Here is a 267-nt window from a genome sequence, read left to right on the forward strand (position 1 = left end):
ATGGAGCTGGAAAATACCTCTCTCCGCATGCTTCTCGTCGGAGGCGACAAGCTGAAGCGGGCGATGAAACAGCCGTACACGATCGTCAACAACTACGGGCCGACGGAGAACACCGTCGTCGCGACAAGCGGCGTCATCAATCCGGAGGAAGGATCGCTTTCGATCGGACGGGCGATTGCCAATACGAGAGCGTATATTCTCGGTGACGGCGATCAGGTGCAGCCGGAAGGCATTGCCGGTGAATTGTGCGTGGCAGGCCGCGGACTT

1 protein-coding gene is annotated in these 267 nt (G+C 58.8%); it reads left to right on the forward strand.

Translation table 11 applies throughout. The annotated features are described in order from the left end of the window. Positions 1–267: AMP-binding protein (locus Y79_RS01000000119835; RefSeq protein WP_032864724.1), on the forward strand; the 267-nt coding region annotated here is incomplete at both ends.

Source organism: Bacillus siamensis KCTC 13613 (assembly GCF_000262045.1).
Lineage (GTDB): Bacteria > Bacillota > Bacilli > Bacillales > Bacillaceae > Bacillus > Bacillus siamensis.